This is a genomic window from Streptococcus salivarius, from assembly GCF_000785515.1.
In the GTDB taxonomy this organism is placed as follows: Bacteria; Bacillota; Bacilli; order Lactobacillales; family Streptococcaceae; genus Streptococcus; species Streptococcus salivarius.
In genome coordinates this window covers 357201-381310 of record NZ_CP009913.1, presented here as the reverse complement: position 1 = coordinate 381310, position 24110 = coordinate 357201, and the positions used below count along the sequence as shown (strand labels likewise).

18 protein-coding genes are annotated in these 24110 nt (G+C 40.7%); 2 read left to right on the top strand and 16 right to left on the bottom strand.

Annotated features, from left to right (window positions below):
- Positions 1 to 88 precede the first annotated feature (88 nt).
- Positions 89 to 3004 (bottom strand): glycoside hydrolase family 68 protein, encoded by a 2916-nt coding sequence (locus SSAL8618_RS01935; protein ID WP_038675329.1) that lies wholly within the window; start codon positions 3002 to 3004, stop codon positions 89 to 91.
- Positions 3005 to 3283: 279 nt separating this feature from the next.
- On the opposite strand from SSAL8618_RS01935, the gene SSAL8618_RS01930 reads away from it, so the two are divergent.
- Positions 3284 to 4888, top strand: coding sequence for a GH32 C-terminal domain-containing protein (locus SSAL8618_RS01930; RefSeq protein ID WP_223896481.1), 1605 nt, complete (start codon positions 3284 to 3286; stop codon positions 4886 to 4888).
- 35 nt (positions 4889 to 4923) lie between these two features.
- Here SSAL8618_RS01930 and SSAL8618_RS01925 read toward each other — a convergent pair whose 3' ends face one another.
- From SSAL8618_RS01925 to SSAL8618_RS01910, 4 genes are all read right to left on the bottom strand, one after another.
- Positions 4924 to 6087, bottom strand: a complete 1164-nt coding sequence (locus SSAL8618_RS01925; RefSeq protein ID WP_038675327.1) for a MalY/PatB family protein — start codon at positions 6085 to 6087, stop codon at positions 4924 to 4926.
- 10 nt (positions 6088 to 6097) lie between these two features.
- On the bottom strand, positions 6098 to 7192 hold the full coding sequence (locus tag SSAL8618_RS01920; RefSeq protein ID WP_038675324.1) for a cystathionine gamma-synthase: 1095 nt from the start codon (positions 7190 to 7192) through the stop codon (positions 6098 to 6100).
- Positions 7193 to 7485: 293 nt separating this feature from the next.
- On the bottom strand, positions 7486 to 10266 hold the full coding sequence (locus tag SSAL8618_RS01915; protein WP_038675322.1) for a cation-translocating P-type ATPase: 2781 nt from the start codon (positions 10264 to 10266) through the stop codon (positions 7486 to 7488).
- 115 nt (positions 10267 to 10381) lie between these two features.
- Positions 10382 to 12013, bottom strand: coding sequence for a putative polysaccharide biosynthesis protein (locus SSAL8618_RS01910; RefSeq protein ID WP_038675320.1), 1632 nt, complete (start codon positions 12011 to 12013; stop codon positions 10382 to 10384).
- A 94-nt stretch (positions 12014 to 12107) separates the two neighbouring features.
- Between SSAL8618_RS01910 and SSAL8618_RS01905 the strand changes: the two genes are divergently transcribed.
- Positions 12108 to 13553: a UDP-N-acetylmuramoyl-L-alanyl-D-glutamate--L-lysine ligase gene (locus SSAL8618_RS01905; RefSeq protein WP_038675318.1), complete on the top strand. Its 1446-nt coding sequence runs from the start codon at positions 12108 to 12110 to the stop codon at positions 13551 to 13553.
- Between the two features lie 76 nt (positions 13554 to 13629).
- On the opposite strand, the gene SSAL8618_RS01900 is transcribed toward SSAL8618_RS01905, so the two are convergent.
- The 11 genes from SSAL8618_RS01900 to SSAL8618_RS01850 form a co-directional block, all read right to left on the bottom strand.
- On the bottom strand, positions 13630 to 14193 hold the full coding sequence (locus SSAL8618_RS01900) for an LOG family protein (protein ID WP_038675316.1): 564 nt from the start codon (positions 14191 to 14193) through the stop codon (positions 13630 to 13632).
- A gap of 64 nt (positions 14194 to 14257) precedes the next feature.
- Positions 14258 to 14611, bottom strand: a complete 354-nt coding sequence (rbfA, locus tag SSAL8618_RS01895) for a 30S ribosome-binding factor RbfA (protein WP_038675314.1) — start codon at positions 14609 to 14611, stop codon at positions 14258 to 14260.
- Between the two features lie 95 nt (positions 14612 to 14706).
- A complete protein-coding gene (gene infB, locus SSAL8618_RS01890) occupies positions 14707 to 17541 on the bottom strand; it encodes a translation initiation factor IF-2 (protein WP_038675312.1) in 2835 nt (944 codons plus the stop codon).
- 18 nt (positions 17542 to 17559) lie between these two features.
- Positions 17560 to 17862, bottom strand: a complete 303-nt coding sequence (locus tag SSAL8618_RS01885; protein WP_002947460.1) for a YlxQ-related RNA-binding protein — start codon at positions 17860 to 17862, stop codon at positions 17560 to 17562.
- The gene (gene rnpM, locus SSAL8618_RS01880; protein WP_002883779.1) at positions 17855 to 18151 is read right to left on the bottom strand and encodes an RNase P modulator RnpM; all 297 of its coding nucleotides are present in this window, start codon (positions 18149 to 18151) and stop codon (positions 17855 to 17857) included. Before rnpM ends, SSAL8618_RS01885 begins: the two co-directional genes overlap by 8 nt.
- A 20-nt stretch (positions 18152 to 18171) precedes the next feature.
- On the bottom strand, positions 18172 to 19371 hold the full coding sequence (nusA, locus tag SSAL8618_RS01875) for a transcription termination factor NusA (protein ID WP_002883755.1): 1200 nt from the start codon (positions 19369 to 19371) through the stop codon (positions 18172 to 18174).
- Between the two features lie 65 nt (positions 19372 to 19436).
- The gene (gene rimP, locus SSAL8618_RS01870) at positions 19437 to 19910 is read right to left on the bottom strand and encodes a ribosome maturation factor RimP (RefSeq protein ID WP_002883745.1); all 474 of its coding nucleotides are present in this window, start codon (positions 19908 to 19910) and stop codon (positions 19437 to 19439) included.
- Positions 19911 to 20062: 152 nt separating this feature from the next.
- Positions 20063 to 21316, bottom strand: a complete 1254-nt coding sequence (gene lytR, locus SSAL8618_RS01865) for a glycopolymer--peptidoglycan transferase LytR (protein ID WP_002889991.1) — start codon at positions 21314 to 21316, stop codon at positions 20063 to 20065.
- Positions 21317 to 21324: 8 nt separating this feature from the next.
- Positions 21325 to 21846: a GNAT family N-acetyltransferase gene (locus SSAL8618_RS01860; protein ID WP_021143570.1), complete on the bottom strand. Its 522-nt coding sequence runs from the start codon at positions 21844 to 21846 to the stop codon at positions 21325 to 21327.
- Complete coding sequence (tsaE, locus tag SSAL8618_RS01855; protein ID WP_002889989.1) at positions 21839 to 22282, bottom strand: tRNA (adenosine(37)-N6)-threonylcarbamoyltransferase complex ATPase subunit type 1 TsaE; 444 nt, start codon at positions 22280 to 22282, stop codon at positions 21839 to 21841. The genes SSAL8618_RS01860 and tsaE overlap by 8 nt, the downstream gene beginning before the upstream one ends.
- Before the next feature lie 273 nt (positions 22283 to 22555).
- A complete protein-coding gene (locus tag SSAL8618_RS01850; RefSeq protein WP_002883789.1) occupies positions 22556 to 23977 on the bottom strand; it encodes an NCS2 family permease in 1422 nt (473 codons plus the stop codon).
- Positions 23978 to 24110: the final 133 nt, after the last annotated feature.

The window sequence follows — 24110 nt, the reverse complement described above, 5'->3', positions numbered from 1 at the left end:
ATAGTTTCTTCCTTTGCTTTATATTCACTCCATTATATCAAAAAGGCAAAAAAAACGCTTGCTTTACTGCAAACGTTTTTGAAAAGGATTATTTTTTAGGCAAATGAATCTTTCCTGTGACCAAACCATAGCCAAGAAGAGCTAGACTTGCAATTGCTGCAAAGATAGTCGCCAAGATTGAAAGAATGTTGCTCTTTGAACCTTCTGAATCACTTGGTGTCTTAGGAGTCGTAGCAAGTTTGGCAGCAACTTTAGTATTGTTGTCTTTACTTGACTCATCAGACTTAGTTACTTCATCAGCTTTAGCGACTCCGTGAGACTGAACTTCCTCTTCAGACTTAGCTGGTTTTGGAGCTTCTGTTTCAGTGACAGACTCTTCTTTAACAGGAGTCGTTGAAACAGTTGGTCCAGTTGCTACAATAGCCTCTGGTACTGGTGACGCAATCTCTGTAGCTTGAGCTACTGGACGACGGTCACCCACAGAACTCTCTGTTGAAGGTTTCGCAGGAACCTCTACATGATGATCATCTGATGAATTATTATCATTAGATGGGCGGTCTGTGAAACAAGGGAACGGATTACGAACTGGAGAATCTGGATTCGTCGGCGTTGCTGGTTTATCTTCTTTATTAGTTGATGGTTGATTATTGTCTGCTGGTTTAGAAGGTGTATCTGGTTTGTTAGACTTATCATCAACAGAATGATTACCTTCTGTTGGATTTACTGGTGTTTCTGATTTATCTGATTTCTTGTCTTCACCATCTTTAACAGTTACAGTTAAGACACCGCGAGCTTCAGAAACGCCCGGTGAACCATCAACTGTAGGATAAGTATGTGGTTTAAGACCATAATCTGACACTGCATAATAATCTACGTTATAGTCCTCATTTGGCAATTTAGCACTGTTTTGATCGGCCACGTGTACCAAGCTTTCACTAGATTTATCCCAAATCCAGTCCCCTTGGTTGGTCATCTTAGGAAGAACTTCTGTAGTATCATCTTCATTCATCTTAATGAGGAAGCTTGGAGCCCATGTCGATTTATTCTCAGCACCAGCAATACCACCACGGTTAGTCATGTAAGAAGTTACCAAAAGAGTATCTGATGATCCTTCAACAGGAACCGCATAGTAAGAATAGGTAGATGTACGCCAGTCAGCTGGAACAGAGGCTGTCAAGACCACACCTGAGCCGTTAAGTGGACGGTATTTCCCACGGAGGCTGTCTGATACGAATCCAAGCATGACAACGTCATCACCGACAGCTTCACGCGCTGCTACAGTACCTTCAGCATCCGTAGATTTGTTGATACGTGAAGCAGTGAAGAGGTAATACTTGCCACCCATCTTAACAACACTTGGACGTTCTACTTCATCAGTAACCATGTGGCTAGTGACAAGCGGTGTGTAAAGTTCAGCTACAGATGGATTTTTCTCATTATCATCAAGTTTCAAGATACCGATAGAACCATTTGCCCATGATGCAAGGTTGTAAAGGTGTTTATTATTAACAATATTGAGGAATGACTTAAGGTTAAAGGCGTCATCTCCTCCATAGTTTGACCATTTGTAAATTTGTTTTTCGCCTTGGTAGTTTTCGTCACCTGTATTTGATTCAAAAATAAGGTAACGGCTACCGTTATCTTCAATGATGTGTGGGTCACGAAGACAGTAGTTATCCGTACGGTCTGGATTACCATCATGGTTATGGTCATCATCAAAAGTACTCATAAATTTAGGATAGCTTTGATAGTGATAATTATCTCCACCAAAGAGAATGTGGTCATTTTCAACTGACTTGATAACAACTTCGTCGTTTTCAACAGCCAAGTTAAGTGTAGCACTAGCCAATTGTTGCCAGTTTAATTTACCACCACTAGTATCATTCTTAGTGTAATAAAGTTGGATACTACCATCAGAGTTAACAGTCGCTGAACCTGACCATTGTTGGTCATCTTCAAGGGCATTGTAACCAAAGATTGGACCCGCATTTTTCCAATGAGTAAAGTCATTATCCCCATATTTTCTATAGAGCAAGTAAATGTGGTTTGAATTTTTATTTGGTGCACCGGCCATTGAAATAACCAACTGGTAACCATTCCAGTTGCTAACTACACCTGACTTAGCATCTTGGACTGGCCAAGAATCCCAAACGTCGATTTCTTCTTTTTTCATCGTTTGGGCATCAACAGTGTTGAAAGCAGGCATATTGATGATTGTATCTGCTTTAAAGTAAGGAACTGCCAATTTGCTGTCTTGCTTCAAGAAGCTAGCAACGATATCTTTCAAGTTACGGTAAGTCAAGCTAGTACCTGTACCCTTGATTGCATCATCACTAAAGTCAACTTTATTAAGTGCTTTAATTTCTTCCTCAGTCAAGGCAACGATTTGATCTGAGGTCATATTATCTTCAACAATAGACTTGATACGACCATTAAGTTTGCTAAGGTTTGCATTAGCAGCGCTGTTTTCAGTAGGTTTAAGGGCTACTTCAGTGTGTGTATCAGCTGTTTCTGAGCTTGCTGTTGAAGTTGGTGCTTCTACTGCAGCCTCTGATGTATGAGCTGGAGCAGAAACCGCAGCAACTGTTGATGAAGGTGTTGTTGCATCTGATGAAGATGTCACTACTGTGCTAGACGCCTTTTCTTCGACTACTGATGGAGTTGTGTTGCTTGGTTGTGTCTCTGTAACTGGTGTAGTTGCAACCTCTGAATGTGCAACTGAAGATTCAACTGCTTCTGAAGTTGCCACACTTGTTGCTGTTTCACTGGCTACCGTTAGAGATGCTGTGCTTGTTTCTGGTGTTGCTGTCGCAGTAGCTACCGCTGGTGCTGTTTCTGTAACTTGATCAGCTTTTACCTGAGTGGCACCCAAAAATGCCAAGGTACCAACGAGCGCTGATGTTGCCCCTACTGTGGCAACCTTACGGATGCTATAACGCATCTTTTTGCACTCTGCTTGCTTTGGTGCTACTGTATTTGACTGTGAATTAACTGTACTATCCATATTAAACTCTCCTTTTAGGTTTTCACATGTTTTATTCTATCATTTTTTAATCTAAATTCCAATCTTTTTTTAATGACAAATTTATATTTTTTGTAAAAAAACTATTTTTTTGTTAAAATAATAACTACAAAATAAGTAATTTTATCAGGAAATATCACTATATGGAATCAAAATATTCACCTCTAATTTTAGCTCTCGTTTTTTTAATTTTATTTTTTGTTTTTATAATAAAAAAATGAGAACGCTAACAATCCTTCCCAAAAAACAAATAAGGTTTCTATGAGTCAAACCTTTCATCTAGCATCTCATAAAGGATGGTCTAACGACCTACAGACTATCGTGTGGAATCAAGAAAAAAATTACTATGATATCTATTTTCTACACTCTGTGGATGGGGCTACTGATCCTTTTGGACCCAACGGTCAAGATTGGACACATACAACGACTAAAGATTTTATCACCTATAGTAAACAAGAGACTGCTATACCAGCAAAGGGTGGTGACTCTAAAGAAGGATGGCATTCTGCTTGGACAGGGAGTGTAGTCACAGATAGTCAGGGGATTTCTGGTATCCAAAACGAAGAACCTGTCGCCTATTTTACTGGACTCATGGATGATGGAAGCCAGGCAATCTATGCTAGTGAGTCAAACGACAAGGGAGCTAGCTTTACTAAAGCTTTAAAAGATGGTAAACCTTTATTGACAAAGGAACACTCCTATAACGGTAAAGATTTCCGCGATCCTTATGTCTTCCACTTCAAAGACAAATTACTCATGTATGTCGCTGAAGGTGACGCCTTAGGTGTTTATCAATCTCAAGATGGTATCAACTGGACCAAAGCAGATAGCAAGGGAGACTCCAAAATCCTACCCGAAACATTTTTTAAGGGGCGTAACTGGCAGGACAACGCTCCTATCGAGTGTCCCATTCTCAAAACAATGACAACAACTGACGGTCAGGAAAAGCAAGTTCTCTTTTTTGGAGCTAAGGATACAGCTTCAGGCGAAACAACTGGAACCTACTATACTGTAGGGCATTTAGATGGTAACGGCTTATTTATTGTAGATACAGAAACAAAACGCTTAGATCAAGGCTCAGACTATTATGGCGCTAACTTCACTGGAAGCGATCGAATTGAAGAAAGCAACCATAACCTTATCAGTCTTGGCTGGGTTGGTAATTGGAACTACTTCACGTCAGGCATTCACAGTGACCAAGAGGCCAAGAGTGATTTTCTAAAAACTATCGGATTTTACGCTACACCCAGAAAGCTACAACTGGATAAAGACGGTATTATTCAGTCCGCCCCCCTCTATAAAAATGAACAATTAACCCTCAAAAATCAAAACGGCAACATTTCGAGTCAAAGGCCACTCACCAGTGACAATAGAAAACCTTGGATTGATAAAAGTCACAATCAGAATGCTAATGGCCTTCTTGATCTTGCTGGAAAAAATAGTGCAGGATATTACCAACTGCATTTTTCAAATATTAAGAAAGATGGAGGCTATATCTACATTGATATCTGGCAAGGCTCTGATTACGTTAAAATCGGCTACCAAATAACAGGTAGTACCTATCAGGTCTCTGCTTATGCTGCTGAACTGAACAACAGCATGGATGGTAGCCAAACTGCCTCTTCTTACTATTACGATGGACTCTTGGGAAATGGTCAAGGTTATCAAGCTGACAGTCGCTATAAGGAAACTGATAATATTACTATAACGCTTATTACAGACAATCGTAGCTTGGAAATCTTCTTTCCAAATGGCCAAACCTACACTCTAGCTAGGTTTAATACTTCTGGCAAACAGGATGTCAAGGTCTTCTCCACTCAGAAAGACCTTCTACTAAACTTGAAAATCTACGATGTGCACTCATAAGAATAAGAAAAGTGATGCTATTTGCATCACTTTTCTTATTTTCCAAAGACAGAAACGAGACGTTTCACCCCTTCTGCAACAACAGTAGTCGGTGTAGCTACGTTAAAACGGAAATGTTTTTCTCCTTCGGAACCAAAGGTAATACCGTCATTTAGCACTACCTTGGCTTCTTCTTTAAGCAAGCGTCCAAGTTCATTATGATCTTGATCATAGGCTGAAAAATCAAGCCATACCAAGTAGGTTCCCTCAGGTTTCATGACTTTGATATTAGTCTTTTCACTAAGTTCCTTGGTTAAAAGGTCAATATTAGTTTCAAAGACAGTCTTCAATTCCTCTAACCAAGGTTGCCCATAGGTCAAAGCTGCTTGCGTTGTAATCAAACCAATGGTTGGAATTTCATGTTGATTATTTGCCAATTGCTTTTGTTTAAAGGCTTTACGTAAGGCTTCATTTTCAATGATAGTAAAACTATTTTTAGTACCAGCAATATTAAAGGTTTTAGTGGCCGAACTAAGCACCAAGGTAAAGTCCTTGTAAGCATCTGAAATGGTATTCATAGAGATATGCTTATTCCCATATAAGGCTAAATCTTGGTGGATTTCATCAGATACTAAAAGGACACCATGTTTTTGGCAGAGGTCTGCCACCTTGGTCAATTCTTCCTTAGTCCAGACACGCCCACCTGGGTTATGTGGGCTACAGAAAACATAAAGTTTAACCTCATTATCGACGATATCACGTTCCAATTGTTCAAAATCAATTTCAAAATGCCCATTAACCTTAACAAGACTATTCTCAATCAACTGACGATTATTCAAACGGACAGAACGAGCAAAAGGCGGATAAACTGGTGTATTGATGAGAACAGCATCGCCTTCTTTCGTAAAGGCTTGAATAGCTGTTGAAATGGCTGGGACAACACCTTCAATAAGCACAATACTCTCTTTATCAACGACATAACCATGTTGATTTTTTTCCCAATTAATAATGGACTGATAAAGCTCATCACTTGGATAAGGATAACCAAAAATATGTGTCTCAGCATAGTTGATGACTGCATCCCTAATCTCAGGAACAGGTAGGAAGTCCATATCAGCAACCCAAAGCTCAAGGAGTTCTGGATTACTTTCAGCTTCGTGCCATTTCATGGTGTTTTGATTCAAGCGATTTGGTTGTGTTGTAAAATCATAACGTGTCATAGATAACTCCTTAAAGACTAAGGGCATTTTCCAAGTCAGCAATCAAATCTTGTGCTGCTTCAATACCAATTGAAAGACGAAGCAAGTCGTCTGTCAAACCATAGGAAGCACGTACATCACTTGGAATATCTGCGTGGGTTTGTGTCGTTGGGTAGGTAATCAAGCTTTCGACACCACCTAGGCTCTCCGCAAAGGTAAAGACCTTTAGAGAATTGATAATGGTTGGAATCTTGTCTTGATCAGCCACTTTGAAGGAAATCATCCCACCCTTGCCTGGATAGAGAACTTCCTTAACAGCCGGTGACTTTTCTAAGAAAGCTACAACTTCTTGAGCATTAGCTGTCGATGCCTCCATACGAAGTTTTAAGGTCTTAAGACCACGCATGAGCATATAGCTATCAAATGGTGATAAGGTAGGACCCGTAGTATTGAGGTTATAATAAAGTTTATCGTAAAATTCTTGGTTGCTAGTCACAACAACACCAGCCAAAACATCATTATGACCTGATAGGTATTTAGTAGCTGAATGTACAACGATATCAGCACCTTGAGTAATCGGTGTTTGATAGATTGGGCTATAGAAAGTATTATCAACAATAACCACTGCACCCTTATCATGAGCAATTTTTGCCACTTTTTCAATATCAAACTCAATCATAAGTGGATTTGTTGGTGTTTCGATGTAGACAATATCAGTATCATCAGTGATGGCCGCAATCATCTCGTCTTCGGTATTAGTGTATTCAAAAAAGAAGCGACCTTCTTTTTCCTTGTCATTAAACCAACGGAAAGAGCCTCCGTAAAGGTCACGCGCAGCTACAACCTTGCTACCTACTGGGAAAATTTCAAAGGCCAAAACAATGGCGCTCATCCCTGAACTTGTCGCAATAGCATAATCTGCTTTTTCAATAGCTGCAAGTGTTTTTTCCACTGTTGCGCGTGTTGGATTTTTAGTTCGTGTATAGTCAAAACCAGTAGAATGGCCAAATTCTGGATGTTGGTAGGTTGTTGAAAAATGAATCGGTGAAGCCAAGGCTCCTGTTGCTTCATCCGAATTGATTCCTGCGTGTGCCAAAATGGTTTCTAATTGATATTCTTGTGTCATAATGTGCCCTTTCTACATGGTAAAGTGGATATAATCCATATCTATGACCTCTATTTTATCACTATTTTCTGAAAATAATGGTAAGTTCATCATACGGATTCTTGATAGTTAGCTATAGTTTATTTCTATAACCTAAAAATACAGATAGATGCTGTCTATAATTTAAAATAAGCCCAATTTTTGAGAATGTCGAAAATAAGTTTTCAAACGTCAAAAAGTGCCTAAAACATTATAGTTTCAAGCACTAAGAAATGATTTAAAAGTCTTGCTTCAATCTGAGGTTAGCCACTGACTTACTTTTTATCAAATAAGCGATATCTAATTTCTTCCAAAGCCATAATAACAAACGGACAAGCGAGTAAATAGAGCCAATCATCAAGTCCAATAGGCGCAGTGTTAAATAGCGTGTGGAAGAGAGGCACGTAAGACAGGATGATAAAGAGAACAATTTCTAAAACAATCCCTAAGCTAATAATCCGATTAGCAAATGGTTTAAGTTGGAAAATAGATCCCCTACCCTTACGGCTATTCATAGCCATACCAATTTGGGTAAAGATAATAGCACCTAAGGTCATTGTGGTTGCCTCTCGGTAGAGAGGACCTGAGCTAGCCAAATGGTTTAAGTTACCTTGATTAACCCAATAATTAAGGAAGAAAGCCCCCATAGCTAAGGCTGCTTCAATCAGTCCGTACCAGACAAAAGCTTTAATCAATAGTTGGCGATTGAGTAAGCGGTCTGATAAACGTCTTGGTGGCTTATCCATCACTCCTTCTTCAGGTGGTTCAACCCCCAATCCCAAAGCAGGTACCATATCTGTCCCCAAGTCAATAGCTAGGATTTGCATAACCGTTAAGGGAAGAGGTATGCGTCCCAAAGAGAACAAGAAGAAAGCAGAGGGTACAGCTTCAGGTGTATTGGAATTAAAAATATAAGTCAGGAATTTTTGAATATTTCTATAAACCGCACGACCTTCTTCAACAGCATGTACAATCGAAACAAAATGATCATCTGTTAAGATCATATCCGCAGATTCCTTGGCAACATCGGTTCCCGATACCCCCATAGCTACACCGATATCAGCTTTTTTAAGGGCAGGGGCATCATTAACACCATCACCAGTAACAGCGACAACCTCACCAAGCTCCTGAAGTGCATTGACCACACGGTATTTCTGTTCAGGCGCTACACGAGCAAAAACAATTTCCCCTTTAAGCGCTTCTTTGAGCTGGTCGTCATCCATGGCAGCTAGTTCAAGTCCCGAAACAACACGCGCGTCATCCCCTTGTACAATTCCGATTTTCTTAGCAATACTGAGAGCTGTCAAACCATAGTCACCTGTCACCATGATAATACGAATACTGGCTCGATGGCATTTTTCAATAGCCTCTCGCACCCCCTGACGTGGCGGATCACTCATGGCAACTAAACCTAGAAAGACCATATTTTCCTCCAGGGTCTGCATGTTCCACCGGTCTTCTCCAATATGCTCGCTATCTAAAGGTCTATAGGCCACAGCTAAAACACGTAGACCATCACGGGCAAACTTATCGTTAGCCGCAAGGATAGCCTGACGCTCAGTAGCTGTCAATGATTTAATCATCCCTTGATTATCATAGTAATCTGAGCAAAGCTCCATCACTTCTTTTGGAGCACCTTTGGTGATAGATATATGATAACTACCATCCAATCCTGACTCAAGCTTATGCACTGTTGTCATCCGTTTACGATCAGAATCGAAGGGAATTTCCTTGATTCGAGGGGCCCAAGTATGATTGTCATTTAAATTTATTCTTGCTTTTTCGGCGAGAACATTAAGACAAGCCTCAGTTGGATCACCTAAAATCGTATAATTGGGATTATCAGCACTAGGAGCTACAACTTGAGCATTGCTAGCCAAATGTGAGAATCTGACCAAACGATTAAGGAGCTCATTTTCTTCAAGAGAAACAGGTTGTCCTTCCTGCTCAATCTGCCCTTCCGGTGCGTAACCTAGCCCAGTTACCCCATAACTGTCTGACAAGGTCCACAGGTGGTTAACCGTCATAGCATTTTGCGTCAAAGTCCCTGTTTTATCCGAACAAATAACAGAAGTTGCTCCTAGCGTCTCTACCGAAGACAACTTCTTAACCAAAGCATGATCCTTAGCCATACGCTGAACTGCCATGGCTAGAGAGAGAGTAACTGTGGGAAGAAGGCCCTCTGGAATAAAGGCCACAATCATCCCCAATGCAAAAATAAAGGCTTGAGACAAAGGCTGATGGACAAATAGGGTCGCTGCCACCATAAAGAAGAGACCTACAGATACTGCGATGACCGAAATCTGTTTGGTCAAATGATCTAATTCTTTCTGAAGGGGACTCTTTTCCTCAGAAAGATTCTGTGTCAAATCCGCAATCTGTCCAAACTCAGTTTTCATACCGATAGCAGATACTATAAAATGTCCAGAACCAGAAGAGACTGTCGTCCCTGCAAATACCATATTGTCATATTCTAACTCAGTCTTGTCGGGAGTCAAATCTGCTTGATCTGACTTATAAATAGGATTAGACTCACCAGTGAGGGCCGATTGATTAACCTGCAAATCTGTCACAGTGACCAAACGTCCATCAGCAGAAATACGGTCTCCTTCTTCAATGAAAACCAAGTCACCTGGCACCAAGTCTTGAGCTAGAATCTTGTCCTCCTTACCATCACGAAGAACTCGCGCATAGGATGGAAGAAGCTTGTTAAGAGCTGCCGTAGCCTGACTTGCTCTATATTCTTGAATAAAGCTAAAGAGACCATTAATAATGTTGACCAACCAAATTGCAATCCCCAACTCCAAGCTATGAGAGAGCATAGCGATAAAGCCACCAGCCCACAATAAGAGAGCCATGAGACTAGTAAAATGTCTGAAAAAGGTCAGCCAAATAGGCTCCGTCTTACTTTCCTTCAATTGGTTAGGTCCATAAGTCGCCTGCCTCTCCTTAACCTCTTGTGAGCTCAAACCTTGACAGCTTGTCTGCAAGACTTGGTAAACTTGTTCAGGAGAATAGGTCCCTAATTTTATCTTTTCTTGTCTAGAATCAGTCATAGTCCTTTCCTCGATTCTAAATCATTAAAACGATTTCATTTTTTCACCCCTATTATACTCCTTTTTCAGAAAATGTTGAAAAGAAAAAACCAAGCCACACGGCTTGGTTTAAATCTTATTTAATATGTAATTTAGCACGTAGGCTAGCTGCTCGGGTGCCAAGCAATTGGTCAGCCATACGAGTTACAAGAGCAAGAACGCCATAAACACCAATTCCAAGGCCTCCTCCAATAATCAAGTAAATCACACTGCCCACACGGCTTGTTGGTGAAAGTACAAACTGGAACACCCCATAGAAGACTGCAACTGGAATAGCCATGAGCACTGTAAGGATACAGATGAGTAAGGCTTTTCTAAACACTGTCTTACGACTAAAGTGCGTAACAGTGTGGAGGCGATTATACATCAGAGCAATTGGAACACCTAAGCCGATGGCTGTTGAAATAACTGGTCCAAGAGCTCCTAGGAAAATAATCAATGGTAACTGTAAGATTCCCTTAACTAAAACCCCAATCACAAAATAGTTGATAGCTTTACGGGTTTCAAAGATTGCCTGAAGCATAGGTGCTAAAACGCTATACAAGGCCAAGAAAATAACTTGAATCAGACTGGCTACAAAGAGCAAGTGGGCCTGGCTATCTGGTGCCCCGTAAAAAACTGTGTAGAGTGGTTTAGCCAGAATCACTGATCCTGCAATGGCAGGTACAATAAAGAGCAAAAGCAACTGTAGGTTATTGATAATCAGTTTAGCCGCTCCTCGAAGGTCCTTTTTAACCATATTTTCCGTTAAGAGTGGAATCCCAACCCCAGCAATGGAGATAGCTACAGCAATCAAAATCATAGTAATCTTACTTGGGTTTGAAGACAAGTAAGCATAGAGAACCTGAAGCTGACTGTTACTATTGCTTGTAAACTTCTCCATAGTACGGATAAAGGTCCATTGATCAATCAACTGAAACAGTTGAACCGCTGACCCAGTGATAATGAAAGGAATGGCTTCCTTAAAGGTTTCAATAACAATTGCAGTCGGATTGATATCTGGATGAACAGCCTGCTTGCCAAAAAGACTCTTGAGCTTGCCCTCCTTCCAAAGGTAGAAGAAAAGCACCCCATAACTAGCCAACATACCAATGAAAGCGGCAAAAGTCGATTGGACAACTGCTGTCACATAATCGCCTGTCCCAATTTTCATGATGAAGAAGGTCGTCAACAGCATCCAAATAACACGGATAATCTGCTCCGCAATCTGACTTAAGGCATAAGGCTTCATGTTGTTAAAGCCTTGGAAAAAGCCTCGTAAAACAGACATAGATGGGAAAATAACAACTGCCCAAGAAAGACTACGCATTACGCGAACCAGATCCTCGTCTCCCCCAGAAAGGTAAGACATCCACGGCGAAGCAAAGTACATGAAAACGCCAAAGATCAGTCCGAGACCAATCATGTAATACAAGATACGCTTGAGTAAGAAGAAACTCGTCTCCATCTTTCCAAGAGTGTTGTATTTAGACACCTGTTTGGCAATTGCGACTGGAATCCCTGCTGTAGAAATCAAAAGGAAAAGGGCATAAATGTTATACCCTTGACCAAAGAGGGCATTGGCTTGGTCGCCCTGTTTACCCATCCAAGCATACCAAGGAATAATGTAAAGTGCCCCTAATAGACGACTGATAATATTGGATGCTGTCATCCACGCCGTCCCTCTTAGCATCTGCTGCTGCTGTGTGTCAGTTTTAGTTTCAGTCATAATTTTCTTTCTAAAGAATAAAATATAATCTAGTTTATTATAAACTTTTGGCTGTGACTTGTAAAACAAGAACATTAAGGCTAAAATAGGAACTATGATTACTATTGAACAAGTTCTAGAGGTTCTCAAAAAGGACCGTAATTTTCGAGATATTATTGACCAAGACAACTACTACTATTCATGGACTGGAGTGACTTTTGATCATCTTTCTTACGACAGTCGTGATGTCACACCATCTTCCCTCTTTTTTGCCAAAGGGGCTGCCTTTAAGCCTGAATTTTTAGAGAATGCTGTCAAAGCTGGCTTGAGTTTCTACGTGGCTGAAAAAGATTATCAAGTGGGAATTCCTGTCATTATCGTAACAGATATCAAGCAGGCTATGAGCCTCGTTGCTCAGGTCTTCTACCAATACCCCCAAGACAAACTAAAATTGCTGGCTTTTACTGGGACAAAAGGGAAAACAACAGCAGCCTACTTTGCCTTCAATATTCTCAAGCAAAATCATAAACCTGCTATGCTTTCAACCATGAACACGACACTAGACGGAAAAAACTTCTTCAAGTCTACCTTAACAACACCTGAGAGTTTGGACCTTTTCCGTATGATGGCTGAAGCTGTTGATAATGGCATGACCCATCTGATTATGGAAGTCTCAAGTCAGGCCTATCTGACTAAGCGTGTCTATGGACTGACTTTTGATGTAGGTGTCTTTCTTAACATCAGCCCAGACCATATTGGACCTATTGAACATCCAACCTTTGAAGACTACTTCTACCATAAGCGTCTTCTCTTGGAAAACAGTCGAGTTGTTATCGTCAATAGCGGTATGAATCACTTTGCTTTTGTCGCTGAGGAAGTTGCAGATAAAGAGCATGACTTCTATGGTAAAAACTCCGACAATGCTGTTAAACATGGCTCAGGCTTTAGCTTTAAGGCAAGTGGGAAACTAGCCGGCGACTATGATATCCAACTTATCGGTGACTTTAACCAGGACAATGCTATGGCTGCAGGTCTAGCCTGCCTACGTCTTGGAGCTAGCCTTCAAGACATCAAAGAAGGGATTGCTCAGACCTCTGTTCCAGGGCGTATGGAAGTTCTTACACAAACTAAAGGAGCCAAGGTTTTTGTGGACTATGCTCACAATGGAGATAGCCTAGATAAGCTCTTACAAGTCGTAACCAGCCATCAAGATGGCCATATTAGCCTAATTCTAGGGGCTCCTGGAAATAAAGGTGAAAGTCGTCGTAAAGACTTCGGACATGTCCTCAATACCTACCCTGATGTTGATGTCTTCCTAACAGCCGACGATCCTAACAAGGAGGATCCTCTTGCTATCTGTCAAGAAATTGCCAGTCACATCAACCGTGAGGTACGTATCATTGTTGATCGAGAGAAAGCTATTAAAACAGCAATGTCTGAGACTATAGACTCCAAAGACGCTGTGGTTATCGCTGGTAAAGGTGCTGATGCCTTCCAGATCGTAAATGGTAAACGTGATAACTATGCTGGCGATATTGAAGTCGCTAAGAAATATTTGTAAAGATTTAATTAAAAAGATTCAATGATGTGTCATTGAATCTTTTTAATTCATCTCATTTTTACAAATTAAAGCAATACTACCGATAACGTCTCAATTGAGGTGGTTCATAAGACTGGACGAAAGCTTCAATTTCTGAAAAATCATCTGTAAAGAGGAATTTTGCTGCTGTTTCAGCCTCCAAAAAATCATGAGCAACCATGGTATCTAACATCGTTTTCATAGCATCATAATAGCCATTGAGATTGAAGAAAACACAGGGTTTGTCCAACTTACCGACTCGAGCAGCCGCAATAGCTTCAGAGATTTCTTCCAGTGTCCCTAGACCTCCTGGAAGGGCGATAAAGAGATCTCCTTGCTCTAGCATAGCAGTCTTTCGTTCTGCCATAGTTTCTACTATCGTCATTGAGGTTAACCCCTCATAAGCTATCTCCCTATCTTTGAGGAATTGTGGCATAATGCCATGAGCCTGTCCACCATTTTCCAAAACCGTATCACCAAGAACTCCCATAAGTCCCATCTTACTGCCACCATAGACTAGGGTATGCCCATTTTTAGCAATCCACTGACCCAAGGCAATTGTTGCTTTCTTAAAGCTAGGACTATCACCCATATTAGCACCCAAATAGACCGTTACTTTCATTGAAGTCCTCCTTTTTATTCTATTATAACGCAAAATTCCTGCCATAACTGACAGGAATTTTTTCTTAGTCTTTACGCTCCAAATTACGAAGCATTTCATCAATTTTTTTACCGTATTCGATAGACTCATCCTTAATGAAGGTCAAATCTGGAATCTTATACATGGTCAATTTTTTACCAAGTTCACGCTTGATTGTCCCAGTAGCCTTTTCAAGACCAGTTTGTGCTTTTTGGTTATCTGAGGCCAAGGTTGAATGAATGGTGTAAAAAATCTTAGCAGCTGACAAATCACCAAGCATCTGTACATCTGTGATAGTGACATCTTGCACACGTGGGTCACGAACTTTCTTTTGAAGAATTTCATTGACCTCACGTTTGATTTCCATACCAACACGGTCTACACGAAATGAATTTCCCATAGTCTTATCCTTTCTCTCTTATTATGATGGAACAAAAGCCAGGCCAGATGACCTAGCTTTGTCTCCTAAGTAAGCTTTTTTTAAAGCTAACAAAATTAACGTTTAATTTCTTCCATAATGTAAGCTTCGATAACGTCATCAACTTTAATATCGTTATAGTTTTCAATCATCAAACCACCCTCTTGAGCGTTTCCGACTTCTTTAACGTCATCTTTAAAGTGTTTCAAGCTTGCCAATTTACCATCAAAAATAACGACACCATCACGAATCACACGGGCACTTGAATCACGAGTGATTTTACCACTAGTAACCATGAAGCCACCGATTGTTCCGACTTTAGAAACTTTGAAGGTTTCACGGATAATAGCTTCACCAATGACTTTTTCTTCAAATTCAGGATCAAGCATCCCTTTCATGGCATCTTCGATTTCTTCGATAACCTTGTAGATGATGCTGTGAAGACGAATTTCAACTTCATCAGTTTCCGCTTGTTGACGTGCTTGTGGTGTAGGACGAACGTTAAATCCGATAACAACAGCATCTGAAGCTTCCGCAAGAGTAATATCAGATTCGTTGATAGCACCTACTGCTGAGTGAACAACATTAACACGAACACCCTCAACATCAATCTTAAGAAGTGATGCTGCCAAGGCTTCAACAGAACCTTGTACGTCGGCCTTGATGATAACATTAACAGTCTTCAATTCACCAGCTTTAAGGGTATCAAAGAGGTTATCAAGACTAACACGATGTGTTTGTTGACGTTGTTTCATAAGGGCACGTTTGGCACGTTCTTCACCGGCTGCACGAGCTGCTTTTTCATCTTCATAAACGGCAAAATGGTCACCCGCCATAGGCGCTTCGTTCAAACCAGTAATTGAAACTGGTGTTGATGGTGCTGCAGTCTTAATACGACGACCAAGGTCATTGGTCATAGCACGGACACGTCCGAAGGTATTACCAACAACGATTGGGTCTTGAACATGCAAAGTACCTTGTTGAACAAGGAGGGTTGCAACCGCACCTTTACCTTTATCCAAACGCGCTTCAATAACGGTACCGATGGCACGAACTGTTGGGTCAGCTTTAAGTTCTTCCACTTCAGCCACAAGAAGAACTGTTTCAAGCAATTCTTCAATATTTTGACCAAACTTCGCTGAAATTTCAACGAATTCGCTATCCCCACCCCATGCAGTTGAGATAACGCCATGCTCTGCCAATTCACCGATTACACGCTCTGGGTTAGCACCTGGTTTATCAATCTTGTTAATCGCAACAATGATTGGAACACCAGCAGCCTTAGAGTGGTTGATGGCTTCAATAGTTTGTGGCATAACACCGTCATCCGCAGCGACAATCAAGATAGTAATATCTGTAACAGAAGCACCACGGGCACGCATAGATGTAAAGGCCGCGTGTCCTGGAGTATCAAGGAAGGTGATTTTCTTACCACCCTCTTCAATTTGATAGGCACCAATATGCTGTGTGATACCACCAGCTTCTCCAGTCGCAACACGTGAGTTACGAAGGGTATCAAGAAGGGTTGTTTTACCATGGTCAACGTGTCCCATGATAGTAACAACTGGTGCACGTTCTACCATAGCATCTTTATTGAGGTAGTCTTCGTCAACAAAGAAACGTTCGATATCAGCATTATCGACTTCTTCTTTCTTGGTTGCTTCAATACCGTAGTCAACCATCAACAACTCAATAGTATCCCCATCAAGAGATTGGTTTTGAGTTGCCATAACACCCATCATGAAGAGTTTCTTAACGATTTCAGCTGGCTCACGTTTAATACGTTTTGCGATTTCTGCAACCGTCATGCCTTCAGTGTATTCAAATTCTTTTGGTAATTCATGGAATTTACGCTCTGTTACTGGTTTTGGAGCTGAATTACCACGGTTATTTTTACCTTTTTTATTTTTGTTTTTATTCCAGTTACTATTTCGTTGATTTCTCACTTGGTTTTGATTATTCCACTTATTATTTCTTGTTTGCTTAGGTCCATCTTCATTCTCGCGACGATTATCACGTGATTTATCTGGACGTGCCTTTTTACGACGTGTATCTTGTGCTTGCGCAGCTGGAGCTGGTTGAGCAGCCGGTGCTGGTTTGGGAGCTGGCTTAGCTTCAGCAACTGCTTTTTGAGCAGCGACTTCAGCCTGTTGTTTTTCTTTTCTTGCCTTTTCTTGCTCTTTCGCACGGCGTTGCTCTGCAGCTTTTTCTTCACGGAAGCGTGTTTCACTTTGACGTGAATATTCTGCATTTTGCTCTGCTTTCAAGGCTGCTGCACGCGCTTTAAAGTCAATACGTGGACCTGCCTGATTGTTGCGGGCAGCATCGTTACGTTTATTTCGACCTTGATCATTGCGCTGTTTACCTTGGAAATTACGGTCACGATTACTATTGTTACCGCGGTTCCCATTATTACGGTTGCCTTGACCATTTCCATTTTGGTTGCGACGATCATTATTCTGACGTTTACCTTGATCGTTCCCTTGTTGATTTCGGTTACGATTACGGTTGTCACGGCCTCCGCCGTTTTGACGACGCTCTGCTTCTGCCTTGGCACGTGCTTCACGTTCTGCCTTAAAATTACGGCTTTGTGGTTTTTTCGGAGTCGCAGGGGCTTCTTTGACTTCAGCCTTTGATGTTTCTTTAGCTGGAGCTGATTTGGCAACAGGTACCTTATAAACCTTAGGCGCTACCTTTTCCTCTTTAGGAGTTGGTGTCGCTTTAGGAGCTGGCTTGCTTTCAGCCTTAGCTGTTCCCCCTTTTAAACTTGAAGTGATACGATTAGCATCAGCTTCTTCAACTGATGAGGAATGGCTCTTCACAGAAAGACCAAGTTCTTGAGCTTTTGCAACAACAACCTTGCTTTCTACACCAACCTCTTTTGCGATTTCATATAATCGTTTCTTTGACACGTGATGTCCTCCTATTCTTTATTCCATAAGAGTCCTCATTTTCTTTGAAAATCCAGCATCAACTACAGCAACCGTTTTTCTTGGTTTACCAATAGCCATGCTTAATTCCAGTGCGTTAAACACTGTGGAGACTTCTATATTATAGTAGTTACATTTATCAGTCGTCTTTTTAGTCACGTTACTACCAGCATCATTGGCAAGAAAAACTAGTCTCGCCTGCCCTGATTGAACTGCCTTGATGACAAGTTCTTCGCCAGAAATAAGTTTTCCAGCTCTTTGTGCCAGTCCTAACATATTTGACAATTTTTCTGTGTTATTCAAGACCTAACTCTCTTCTTTTGACCTTGTGATCCACATAAGCAATGAGTTCATCATAAAAACTTTCAGGAACATCCATTGAGAAACTATGGTTAAAAGCACGTTTCTTTTTAGCTTGGAGAGCTTCTTCATTATCTAGTTTAATGTAAGCACCTCTGCCATTTTTCTTTCCTGTTGGATCAATGAAAATCTCACCATCTTTAGTTTTTACGATGCGGAGCAAATCACGTTTATCAATGATTTCTCCTGAGACAACTGATTTGCGTAAAGGTATTTTTCGTGTTTTAGCCATCAAACACCTCTATGTTCTTCTTATTCTGCTTCTGTTGTTTCAATTACTTCTTCTGTTGTGACTTCAACAGGTGTAGCATCTTCTGCAACAATCTCGTCAACAACTTCCTCAGTAGCAGCCTCAGCTTTTTCAGCTTCGAGTGCTTCATATTCAGACGCTGACTTGATGTCAATACGGTAACCAGTCAAATGAGCTGCCAAACGAACGTTTTGTCCACGACGACCAATTGCAAGAGATAATTTGTTATCTGGTACAACTACTGTCGCACGTTTGCTATCATCTTCGTCGAAGAGAACATAGTCCACTTCAGCCGGTGCAATAGCATTGTAGATGAATTCAGCTGGATCTTCAACCCATTGAATAACATCAATATTTTCCTCAACAGGAACTTCAATACCTGTCTTAGCATCCAAACGTGTTGGGTGGAAACGGCTGACAACTTTCTTGATGTTGCTTCCACCACGACCAACGATTGTACCGATAGCATCAACGTTAGGGTTATGACTGCGAACAGCAACTTTGGTACGATCACCAGCTTCACGAGATACGCTCATGATTTCTACAGTTCCATCAAAGACTTCAGGAATTTCTTGTTCCATGATACGTTTGATGAATTCTGGATGGCTACGACTTACAAAGACGTTAACACCCTTAGGGTTGTTTTCAACTTTATAAACATAAACATCGATGACGTCGTGTGACTTAAAGCTTTCGCCAGGAATTTGGTCTTGGCGTGACAATTGAGCTTCGAGCGTTCCAAGATTGACATAAATGAAACGTTGGTCAAAGCGTTCAACTGTTCCTTGCATGATTTCACCTTCATGTTGCTTATAGTCATTATAAGTGATTTCACGCATCTGCTTGCGCATCTTTTCCATAATGGTTTGTTTGGCAGATTGCGCTGCAACACGGCCAAATTCATCGACTGACTCTTCAAAACGAATCTTGTCACCAAGCTCGTAAGCAGAGCTGATAGCAAGGGCATCTTTCAAGCTAATTTCCAAACGACTATCAAAGACTTCGTCTACAACTTCACGAACGGTATAAACTTGAAAATCACCTGTTTTTTCATTGAATTCAACTACAGCTGATTCTGACTGACCATAACGACGCTTGTAGGCTGACTTAAGCGATTCAACCACAGCATCGATGATATCTTCCTTGTTAATGTGTTTTTCTTCTTCCAAGACACGGAAGGCTTCTAGCATTTCTTTGCTCATATTCTTTGTTGTTTTAGCCTCTAAAGGCTAAAACTGGCATCCTTTCTTTATTTACACTAAGAGTTTTAGAGTTTGACTGCCAAACGAGCTTTAGCAACTGTTTGATAGGGAATCTCAACAGTTTTATGGCGAGTCTTATCAAGGTAATCAATTGTTAGGGTTTCCCCATCAAAGGCCACCAAGTCACCTTGGAAAATCTTGATCTTATCAATAGCCTTGTAAAGACTAACATTGATATACTGACCAACAGCATTTGTCAAAGCTTCTTTGGTTTTTAAGGGACGCTCTAACCCTGGACTAGAAACTTCCAGCATGTATTGATCCGGGAAAGGATCAGGCTGAATAGTATCCAAGAGGGGACTGATAATTTCAGTCAAGTCTGCAGTATCTTCTACAGTAATACCTCCTGGCTTATCAATCAAAACTGACAAGACATAGTCACCGCCAAGCTTTTCGTACTCGATATCGACCAGTTCGTATGGCTCAGGAATAGCTGGAGCTACGACTGCCGTCACGAGATCAATAATTTTTTGCGACATTATGACCTCCTTACACACACAAGAGACGAAGTTTCTACTCCGCCTCTCTTTCGTTATTTTCCTATATTATAGCATAGCTCAAAAGCCATTGCAAGGAATAACCATATTGCTATCATTTCATAACAAAAAGGTTGGGAATCACCCAACCTTATTTATTGCGTCGCTGGAACAGTGCTATAAGTAGTCACACCCGATCCATTATTATTGTATGTAGGGGTTGTCGTACCTTGTTCCTGAACATAATTACCTGTGTTTTCACTATAGTTATTGCTATAGGTAGTACCTCCATTGTAGGTACTTACTGACCCACCACCAGCTGCCTCAGATGTCCCGCCCTCATAATTTGAAGATGCCTCACTCGAAGCCGCACTTCCTTTAGAATTAACGAAATCATCTGAGCCATAGTTAGAGCTACCAGAACCATAGAGAACCAAACTAGTCTTAAGATTAGATTCAGAAACTTTCTTCTTACCAACTTCCTGCTTAATGCGATTTTGCACCTTAAGAATATCCTCAGTGGAGGCTACTTGATAGCTTCCTCCATTGATCATGGCATCCGAACCAGCCAATTGGTATGACTTAATATTTTTAAGTGCATCACTATAACCCATCAAGCTACGCAGAGTATTGGTATCACCAAGGTCAATGCTAGTTTGAACATTTGAACTTACAGCCGACAAAATTTTCTTGTAAGAACCAATAGAGTCCATCTTCAAGAGCTTAGCTACAACTTTTTGAATAACCTCACGTTGACGTTTTTGTCGACCATAGTCACCATCAGGATCATCGTAACGCATACGTGAATAGACTAAAGCTTGCTCACCATTGATTTTATGGGTTCCGGGCTCAACTTTTGCCTGAAATTCAGGTTCATTTTCTGCAATCGAAATTGGAAAATCAAAATGATTCGTTACCTCAATACCACCAACAGCATCTACCAAATCAATCATACCCTGCATATTAATCAGTGCATAATAGTCAATATCAATATCTAAAACCTTTTGAATGGTTGAAATGGCCAAGTCAGCACCACCCTCAGCATATGCTGAATTTAGTTTTGCTTCACCCGACCCCTCAATATCTGTCAAAAGGTCACGTTCCAAACTGGTCATGGTTGTTTTCTTAGTCTTAGGGTTCACTGTTACCAAAATCATGGTATCAGAGTTTCCTTCCCAGGTTTCCTTACGTTCTTTGGATCCTGTATCTACCCCCATCAAGAGAATAGTTATAGGCTTAGTCTGTTGAATAGCCTTACTATTCCCTGAAGTTGCTTTAGAAGCCCTAAACGTTTTTGACAATTCGCCTGTGGCGTAATTATAAGTTGTCGTTAGGTAAATACCAGCAGCTACTACTGTCGTTGCAAAAATCGCCAACAACATCAATAAAATTTTTCGTCCAAGTTTCATGTTTTTTCCTAATCTATGAGTTTAGCCATAAGGTAAACATCTAGAAATTCTCCATTTTTAGTTCTTGCACCACGTTTCTTAGTGCCTTCAATGTCAAATCCGAATTTTTGATAGAGATGAACCGCCCGTTTATTACGTGCTTGAACCGTCAACTCTAAGCGGCGGATAGTTGGTGTATGATCTGCCCAGTCAATCATTGTTTCCATAAGAAACTGGCCAACACCATTCCCCCAGTAGGGTTTAGAAACCGCAATAAATACGTCGCCAATATGACTGGTCTTAGTATCTTGATCAGAGGTAACATTACAAACACCAATGACCTCATGACCCAATTTCGCCACCAAACAAATCTCATTAAGCCTATGCTGATGACTTTCAATATAAGTGGCTAACTGTTCAGCACTCAGTATAGAACTTCTATCATCTTGTGCTAGAAAATCCGATTCCAAGGCTACAGTCTCTAGTAAACGAGCTAGAGAGGCAGCATCCTCTCTTTGAGCTTCCTCAATGACTAATTCTTGCTCAGCCATTTATCATTTCCTCCTGAATCTCCTTACTTCTAGGACCGAAAGATTCAAAAAGCAACTGACGTCCATCTCCATGATGAGATATCGAAATTAGGAGATAATCCCCTAACAGACTCTCATCTAGGAGCTCACCCCACTCGATGATTGTCACACCTTCACCATACAGAAAATCATCTAAATCAATAGAATCTGGATCATCACCAATGCGGTAGACATCTAAATGATAGAGTGGCAGTCGCCCCTCATACTCCCTTACAATAGTATAGGTTGGACTCTTTATCATCTGTGAAATATCCAAACCTTTGGCAATTCCCTTAGTCAAGGTCGTTTTGCCAGCTCCCAGATCCCCTGAGAGAACAATTATATCTCCAGAATCGAGCAGTCGACCTAGCTTTTGGCCGATACTAATCAATTCTTCTTCATTTTGACTGTAAATCATGTTTTCATTATATCAAAAAATAAAAATATGGACTAGAATCCACTGTAAAAATACAGTAGAAACTTATAAATATTGAATCATTTAAGTAAGAAGTTAAGATATGTATTTTAATCTTCAATTTATTTTAACCACATCAATCACTCATAGATTAGAAATCGTTTTGTAAAACTTACTATAGATTTGAAAGTTAATCAAAAAAACTCTCTCACATTCCCCAGATAAAATCGCAAAAGAAAAAGCCTGACAAATATACAGACTTTTAACTTTCAAGCTTTAGAACACAGCCATACTGATGAAGTTAAGGATAAACAAGATATCCAAAATCCACATAATAAAGTGGACATCCTTAGCTTGACCTTTGACGATTTTGACCAAAGTATAAGTAAGGAAACCAGCTGCGATACCATAGGTAATACTATATGAGAATCCCATGAAAATAGAAGTGAAGAAGGCAGGAATAGCTTCAGACAAGTCTTCCCAATCGACACTCTTAAGGTTAGAGAGCATCATAACACCTACAATAATAAGGATAGGCGCTGTGGCAGCATTAGGAACGATTGATACCACTGGACTAAAGAAACTAGAGATGGCAAAGAGTACAGCAACCACAAGAGCTGTCAAACCAGTACGTCCACCAGCACCAATACCTGCTGCAGATTCAACGTAAGTTGTAACATTTGAAGTCCCTGCAATGGCACCAATACTTGTACCAACAAGGTCAGAGTAAAGAGCACGGTCAAGAGCTTTTGATTCGTTGTTATCACCTGTTGAAGCAATGATACCAACCTTCTCACCAGTACCAATCAAGGTACCGATAGTATCGAAGATATCAGTCAATGAAAAGGCAAGAATAGCCATAAAGACACCAGGCAAACGAGAAACGTCTGCAAAGAGTGATCCCAATCCCTTAGATCCAAGCGCTGCACCAAAGACCTGACCAAGATCTTTAATAGATGATGTCAAGCTAGCTGCGTGCCAGTCAATGCTTCCAAGATCAACGACACCAGCAAAAATAGCAATGATAGTCGTTACGAGGATTGAAAGAAGAACACCACCACGAATACCTTTAACAATAAAGAAAATCGCAATCGCAAGACCAATCAAACCTACAATTACAGTTGGATTATTGAAAGCAACCAAACCTGGTGTAGCTGACGATGAAGCTGTAATTGACGCCTTGGCCATGTCAGCACCTTTACCTGCTACAGTGTAGGTATGAGGATTAATTGAGAATTTCAAGAAACCAGCATTTTTAATCCCAACATAGGCAAGGAAAACACCGATACCTGCTGAAATCGCAGATTTGAGGGCTGTTGGAATAGACTCAATAATCATCTTACGTACTTTAGTTACTGTGATGATCAATGAAATAACACCACATAGAAAGACCATTGCTAAGGCCTCTTGCCAAGTGTAACCCAAAGAAAAAACCACTGTGTAGGTGAAGAAGGCATTAAGCCCCATACCAGGCGCTTGGGCGTATGGTAGGTTAGCATAAAATGCCATCATCAACGTCCCTGCAACCGCACCAATAATTGTTGCTAAGAAAACACCTTGTGCAGGCATTCCTGTCTGAGCCAACATCGCTGGGTTAACAAAGAGGATGTAAGACATGGCAAAGAAAGTTGTCAATCCGGCAGTCACTTCTGTACGGACGTCAGTACCATGTTCTTTCAATTTGAAAAACTTTTCCATGAAAGTTTAGACTCCTTAATAAAAAATATTGTCAAAATCCGAATAATTTCGGAACATTCTCACGTAGAATGCAACATTACTATTCTACCTGAAATTATTTGACGGTGCAAGGTTTATTTCCTGAGACTTTTCT